Annotated in this window: 9 protein-coding genes and 1 pseudogene; 5 read left to right on the top strand and 5 right to left on the bottom strand. The window is 33.9% G+C overall.

Going from position 1 to position 7178, the window contains the following annotated elements:
* Positions 1–484 precede the first annotated feature (484 nt).
* From ACVWXS_RS25475 to ACVWXS_RS25485, 3 genes are all read right to left on the bottom strand, one after another.
* Entirely contained in the window at positions 485–1141 is a 657-nt protein-coding gene (locus ACVWXS_RS25475; RefSeq protein ID WP_456960634.1) for a peptidoglycan recognition protein family protein, read from the bottom strand.
* A 356-nt stretch (positions 1142–1497) separates the two neighbouring features.
* Positions 1498–2190, bottom strand: a complete 693-nt coding sequence (bacL2, locus tag ACVWXS_RS25480) for a BacL2 family protein (protein WP_456960627.1) — start codon at positions 2188–2190, stop codon at positions 1498–1500.
* Positions 2191–2854: 664 nt separating this feature from the next.
* Positions 2855–3154: a BhlA/UviB family holin-like peptide gene (locus tag ACVWXS_RS25485; protein WP_456960628.1), complete on the bottom strand. Its 300-nt coding sequence runs from the start codon at positions 3152–3154 to the stop codon at positions 2855–2857.
* A gap of 385 nt (positions 3155–3539) precedes the next feature.
* Between ACVWXS_RS25485 and ACVWXS_RS25490 the strand changes: the two are divergent.
* Positions 3540–3608, top strand: a pseudogene (locus ACVWXS_RS25490) (ATP-binding protein); the annotation flags it as partial.
* A gap of 627 nt (positions 3609–4235) precedes the next feature.
* Here the strand turns inward: ACVWXS_RS25490 and ACVWXS_RS25495 are convergent.
* Positions 4236–4385: a hypothetical protein gene (locus tag ACVWXS_RS25495; protein WP_456960629.1), complete on the bottom strand. Its 150-nt coding sequence runs from the start codon at positions 4383–4385 to the stop codon at positions 4236–4238.
* Positions 4386–4553: 168 nt separating this feature from the next.
* Positions 4554–4688, bottom strand: coding sequence for a hypothetical protein (locus ACVWXS_RS25500; protein ID WP_456960630.1), 135 nt, complete (start codon positions 4686–4688; stop codon positions 4554–4556).
* Positions 4689–5035: 347 nt separating this feature from the next.
* On the opposite strand from ACVWXS_RS25500, the gene ACVWXS_RS25505 reads away from it, so the two are divergent.
* From ACVWXS_RS25505 to tnpB, 4 genes are all read left to right on the top strand, one after another.
* Complete coding sequence (locus tag ACVWXS_RS25505; RefSeq protein WP_456960631.1) at positions 5036–5416, top strand: hypothetical protein; 381 nt, start codon at positions 5036–5038, stop codon at positions 5414–5416.
* A gap of 62 nt (positions 5417–5478) precedes the next feature.
* On the top strand, positions 5479–6036 hold the full coding sequence (locus ACVWXS_RS25510) for an ATP-binding cassette domain-containing protein (RefSeq protein WP_456960635.1): 558 nt from the start codon (positions 5479–5481) through the stop codon (positions 6034–6036).
* Positions 6037–6156: 120 nt separating this feature from the next.
* Entirely contained in the window at positions 6157–6606 is a 450-nt protein-coding gene (locus ACVWXS_RS25515) for a MauE/DoxX family redox-associated membrane protein (protein ID WP_456960632.1), read from the top strand.
* A gap of 7 nt (positions 6607–6613) precedes the next feature.
* Positions 6614–6784, top strand: coding sequence for an IS66 family insertion sequence element accessory protein TnpB (tnpB, locus tag ACVWXS_RS25520; RefSeq protein WP_456960633.1), 171 nt, complete (start codon positions 6614–6616; stop codon positions 6782–6784).
* Positions 6785–7178 lie beyond the last annotated feature (394 nt).

A 7178-nucleotide genomic window follows, 5' to 3' on the forward strand; every position in this document is an offset into this window, starting at 1 on the left:
AGATTTTAAATAATTACATGCCTTGGTCGAAAAAAATCCAAGCCACATGTGCAAAATAGCCATCTATCCGAAAAAATTCAGGGTAGATGGCCATTCGTCGTGCGTACTGAGAAGGTGCGCTTATTTTTTTATATTTCGGGCTTACTAATAATAACACAATATTGAAATAACCTGTAGTTATGGCAATGAAAAGTCGAAACATACAGTATACGTGACAGGTACTCTCCGATCGATCCACAAGCTCCCTACATGATTAGTAATTACCAAGCTACTCATTTTTGTTGAATTCCTTAAAACTGGAAGGCGATAAGGTTTCAGAAGTTATGAAATCCAAAGGTGATAGATAATAGTAAATATGCCAAAAGTTAATTGTCCTCTCAGACGGTAGACAAACTCGGAGATTTCGATTTTGTCTACTGTCTTTTTTAGATGGAAGTAAATGGCTTTATCAGCACTTGGTATTCTGCTACTTTAGTGAGCCGAATCATTTATTCAACTCCTTCAATTTTAATGCAATTTGTTCTTTAACTGATTTAGCACGCCCCTCGTCAAGGATGCGATGAGGACAATTCTTCCTTTTTCCTTTACTATTAATCCAATCATAATGCCATTTCAAACGATCAATGCCCCAGCCATATTGTTTAAGTACATGTGCAACGTATTCTATTGCATTTTTTTCAGCGTTAAAGTATCTAGGGCCGCCTGATTTGCTGTAGCAGATCTCTATTCCAATAGATTTACGGTTTCCTGTACCATTTGGACCGTCTCCGGCATGATAACCACTCCGGTTAAAAGGGATGGCTTGTACAGCGTGCTTATCATCAATTGCAACGTGGTAGCTTACCGGATCAGGATTCCGATGCATGAATGCTATTTCGTTAATTGCAGTCGCATCGTTATAAGTATTATGAAGTGTAATGTATTCTGGTCTCATCCTGTATGGCGATTTGAGCTTATATAATGACTCTGGGATGAAATTATTGATAATAGTATATGACATATATCTTTCTCTCCTTATTTCTTTGATATTTTTATAGCTATTAGACTTGGGTAGGTATAACTTCTTCACATGAATTACAATCGGGCGCTTTAGTTTAACGATGTTTTGTTTTTTATCGGTAGGAACCAATCGAATTTGCATTTCTCCCCATTGTTTAAATGCAGCTCCAGTCAAAGGCCCAAAGCTATTAGCACAAGGTAACTCCTAATTCTATCTGTAAAGCATTATTTATACATTTTCAACCATTCAGTCTTTCCTGAAACCAGTACATCCTTACTCTAGCCTATATTCGCTATTAGTTTCTGCTGTATAATAAATACCATTTCATTATTCATTTAATCTCGCCTTTTATAAAGCCTAATAGAAACTTAAATGGCGTATTTCAGCCCAAAAAGGAACATATGTTCTTTTTTAGGTAGTGTAATACTAGAAGATTCATTCTTTAACCAGCTTAAGTTCAATATTGAAAGGAGGTTAAAGGTGGGGAAAAGTACCGATTATAAAGAAGATCTTTCGTTCATGAATTTTGCAAATGATTCTTTTGATCGCTGAATCAGTTTTCTAAACTTCGGATTGTTAGAATCTGCTTCCCCAGTTGCAATTGCTAAAGCATCTCCCTTGTAACCTAACGCCATGAATCGAATTACATTAGCATATCTTTCGTTTACTCTTGCGAATTCAGATATAATTGAAGCTTCTTCTATCTGGTCAAGAAATTTGTCTTCTGTTGAAACTACTTTCCAGTTTAAAAGATTTGCAAGCGTTGTTTCTTCTTCTGACTCAGAACCTCCTATTTTTCTGTCCAGTGACTCCAATCTTGCGGATTCGTACGAAACACCATCTTTATCATCTTTGTTTCCCTTTGTTTTATATTGATTCCAGGTATGCTTTTCAGCAAAGTCAAATCTACGAATTACAATATTCTTGAAAGTGGAACCACCAACTTGAAATGATTCAACTGCTTCCCAAAGATTTTGCATGAATCGTGACTCGAAGTCTTCTTTTGGAATCTCAAGACCGTAGTTTCTTGGTTTTAAATACGCATTGTTTATGCATTTACTAATATAACTTTTCATTTCTTCGAATACGTTTGATAGAATCGTTTCTTTTTTGTATATTTCCGTCTCTTTTGCATATAATTCTACCATTTTTTCTAAATCACACCATAATGACACGTTTGATTTATTCATTAATTTTAACTCCTTTTGGTAAAAATGTTTATAAAAGGAGATGTGTTTGTTTTTTGTTTTTTTGTGACACTCGGTGTGTAAAAAAACTATTTTTTACACTAGAAACAATATTCAATATGAAAAGTTATCCTCTAGGAACATCCCTAAAAAGAACGTATGTTCCTGTTTTAATTGTATACAATTTTATATTTAATTTCCACAATGTGATGTGAGGAAAAATGAGTATATATAATTTAAATGATATTTTTCTTAATAATCATTAGGTTTTCATTTAAAAAACGAAAACGCCTTTCTCGAAGGAAAGGCGTTTTTTAATCTTCCGCGCTACAGTAAAACGAACAAATTTTACATTGTAGTATTATTTCTAAGCTCTTTAACAAAGACGTTAGGTAAGGGAAATAGATTTAATAATATTCTCAACATATTTACAGACGTCGTCACTTTAATAGATGTTGGTTTGAAATAAAGCTTGATTAAAAGATTCTATTCAATCCTTATTAATAGCAAATACAAAACCTCCATTTTGAAAAAAGATGGATCAAAATGGAGGTTTTCATTTTATCTAAGTATATTTCTATTATTGGACTGTTTATATATTCTTTTGAAAAAGTAATATTTAATACTATAATCGCTGCAAAAAATATACTACCAACCATGTTGTCCTCTACTTATTACAAATTCTTTCTATGTTATCAACACGACCTTCAAGTGTAGCTAGAGTTGAATTTATCAATTGCAAAGCTGTTATGGTTTGCTCTTGAGATTCATTACTGCGTTCCAGGTGAGATATTAGTTGTTGTTCACGTATTTTTGATTCTTTTCGATAATCTTCGTAAAGATCAATTAATTTAGTTTCCCTTTTTACATTTTCAATTCGCATTTCCTTTATAACTACCACTGTTAATAAAATACACAAAATTGCCCAAACCACTTGTGATGTTGCGATTTCTGTTACAAATTCCATTTTGCACCTCCTATTCTAATCAAAATAATAAGAATGTAGATATGGGCGCTAAATATTTCAATGCCTTCAAATCCTAGTTCGCCCTTATTAGATGTGAAAAGGTTTTTGTAATCTGTGACTACAAAAAAGAAATAAGGAAATTTCCACACTTGTATATTTGGATATTTACTTATTTCGTTCTATTTTTTTGTAATTCGATTACTTAAATACTTCCACTAAGCCAGAATTGATGCTACACCAAAAATAAATTTCCATTTTTGAGTCACCTCTTTTATGTTTAGTTAGACTTAAATCGAATTCGTTTAGCTAACTTTCCCGAGAAAAAGCTTTTAGAGGAACTAGACAAAATGCGGCGGTTCGTCTTCCTCATTTAAAAGAACTTCAATTCATTCAAAATAAGCAAAATTTGTTACTAATTGGATCACCTGGCACAGGTAAGACGCATATTGATTGAATTAGGGCTGAAGCTTGTTTAGCAGGCTATAAAGTGTATTTCACAAGTGTCGCTTCACTAGTGAACTAATTGAAGGAGAGTCGTTCTGCAAGAACGTTACGCTCATTTGAAATGAAATTCGAAAGTATGATTTAGTCATTATCGATGAACTAGGTTTCACGCACTTATCATTGCGTGCTGGTCCAGCTGCGACAATCATTACGAATAATTTATCATTCGATCGGTGGGAAGAAGTGTTTCATGATCCAGTTTGAACTTCGGATTTAACAGATCGACTCACACATCGTGCTTACATATCAACATGATAGGTGGCTCATATCGCATTTTAGAAACGAATGAATGGATGGAAAAGAGTAAATTTTAGTGGCTCACATTTTAAATAAACAAATGGCTCAAATTTAGCTTGCGAAATATCGTTTTTCCGTTTTTAACGACCAACTACCTTGCTCGATTCATTTTAGCACACTCATATATCACCTTAACTTGGTATAAATAAATTCCCAAAACAAAAATATATTCATATATCCATTTTTCTTGTCCATAGCTAAAAGCTCTTTGGAACCCCTCGCATAGCAAGGGGTTTTAAAAAAAAACGACGAATAGTTTTCGTCGTCAACACATTCGCTATCATTCCTCTTTGACAAACTTTTCAACTTCGGAAACCTTTCCGCCGTTCAATAGATGCGTCACACCATACATTTCGCCTTCTCCGTTATGGTTGATCGCAACATCAATATCATTCACTATCTGATTCATATATTCGAATGCTTGAAGCATGTTATCATCGGTCGGTTTCTATTGATCGGCAAATTCCGCTGATTCCTTCGCTTCGCCGTTAGATTCTATATGTGCCGTACGAACGAATTGACTATGTGAGATGTAACTTGATGGAAGAAACAAGTTCGAGTGTTCCTTTTCTATTTCATTGCTTTCTTTAATCAATTGTTACGGAAATTCTCTAATGACATCTTGTGCCTTCAAGTAAAATTCGAAACCTTCGTCGTTGTTCGTCTCCTTCAATTTTGAGTCGTTCATCGGTTCGGAAAGCATTACGTTCATTTTCGAAGCCCATTCGCCCAATTCTTTGTCATACAATTCGGGTTGGCTTGTTTCCCCGACGAATTCACGAAACCCTAAAATTGCAATGATAAAAACAATAGTCAAGCCAAGCAAAATTCAATTTTCAATAATATTCCATCCACCCTAATTAAAGTGAATTACAAACACGGGTCGTCTTTCTTTTATTTTAATATTTTTTCCATGTAACGTCACACAAGGAGATATTCACGTTACATATATAGTGTAAGCAGTATAGCAAACGCCATTTCTCGTAGTTAACTCCCTTGTAAAATTCATATTTTATGAGTGAATTTTGACCTAAATATGTCGTTAAACTGTTAAAAACTTTGGAAAGAAGGAATATTATTATGGCAAATTCATTTTCTCGTAGTAAAAACGTTCAAGGATTAAGAAACGCAGGAGGACAAGGACTTTTCCGTCTTAGTGTAGTAGGTAGCGCAAAAACTGGCTCACAATATGATGTGCATTGTACTATTGATACTGAGTTTTGGAGTGGCATTAAAGGAACTTTACGAATTCAATCTAAGGTAAATGGCTCGTGGTACACTCATCGTGAATACACTGGCAATATTCCTGTTGCAAATTTCCCAGCAAACTTCAATGGTGATGGTCGTTTGAATTACACGTTCGCTGCCGTTACTGATGCCAACCGCCGTGAAATGCGTATTCAAGCAACAGTGGAAGGTGTAACTTGGGCTATCGAAACTTGGAACGAAGATAATATGTAATATCCGAGCACGAGTCCATTAATTGGGCTCGTGTTTTTTATACATACTAATTAAACGAAAGAATAGCCATTATAGGTGAGAATGGCTCAGGAAAAACGATATTAATTAAATGTTTACTGGGTCTCTATGATGTTACCGAGGGTGAAATCTGTATAGATGGCATAAATATTAATGAGATTGATAAAGTTAATCTCAGCAAAAATATTAGTGTGATTTTTCAAGACTTTATGAAATATTCATTCTCTGTACACGAAAATATCATCTTTGGTGATTGGGAAAACAAAAATAATCATAATAAAGTAAAAGAAGTAGCTGTAGATTGTAACGTTGATGATTTTGTTAATAAATTCACAAATAAATATGATACAAGACTCGGAAAAATTTTTGAAGATGGAGAAGATATTTCAGGAGGACAATGGCAAAAACTAGCCTTAGCAAGAGCAATATTTCGCGACTCTCAAATAATAGTATTAGATGAACCTATGTCAGCCATGGATATTAATAGCGAATTACATTTTTTAAATACATTAAAAAATGTAACAAGAGATAAGATATGTATATATCATCGCTTAAACTATGCTGCTATAGCTGACAAAATTATAGTTATGAAGGAAAAATAGTGGAATTAGGTGATCATACATCTTTGATTAGTGAAAAAGGTCATTATTATTCTATGTATCAAAAGCAATATCAAACATATAAACAAAGTAAAGGATAAATAAGTAGTGGAGATTTATATATTGGCCATTAGAAATATATTTGCACTTATTTTTCTTACCAGCTCAATATCAAAGATTAAAAATTATGAAGAGCATATTTTTAGCATTATGGAGTATAAAATAATTCCTAATAAATATGTTAGAAAATATGCTTTTATAGATGTTACTCTAGAATTTCTTTTAGGTCTTATTTTCTTAGTTGGAATATATTTAAAGCATGCTTTTATAGGAGCATCTTTAATGCTGGCTCTATACACTATAGTGATAAGTATCAATGTAGTTAGGGGTAGAACTGATATAGACTGTGGTTGTGGTGGCATTGTAGGAGCACATTCGATTCAAGAATCAGTTTCTTCAAACACTGCTCCGATTATCCTTAAGATAAAGGGAATTTCCATCGAACTTCTACCAGATTTCGAGGAAGCAACGCTCACCAAAATCCTACATGTGGTACGCAACCATGTTCACTAATATTCGAATGGATAAAGTCTTTATCGCTTGTGGCGCGACAGATTTACGAAAATCAGTCGATGGCCTGGCTGCTATTGTACAGGTAAGCTTTCAGCTTAATCCCTTTTCTTCTCATCTATTCGTCTTCTGTAATCAAATATTTCTGCTTGTCCCTCATATCCAATTGCATTTTGTTTGATCCACTTGTTGCCGATGCACCATTTCGATTGATCACCTTTACTAGACGTTCAGCATCGATAGGAATTCGAATTCCATGTCATCACGTCCCATTTAGTATGAGTTTCTTCTATTATATAGTGTCATCATCGTTTACCGCACAAAAAGTTGTCCATTCGGTATTGTTTGTCACCTTATCTGGCACAAAATATCAAATTACTTTCGGCAGAATTCACCTACAACTGAGATTTTAAATGATTTTTATTTTCATATATGTATGTATCAATATACATATGTTTTTTTTATTTTATAAATAGTTTAATTGTAAGCCCGAAATATAAAAAAATAAGCGCACCTTCTCAGTACGCACGACTAATGGCCATCTACCCTGAATTTTTTCGGATAGATGGCTATTT

It is taken from the genome of Lysinibacillus sp. TE18511 (genome assembly GCF_054062295.1).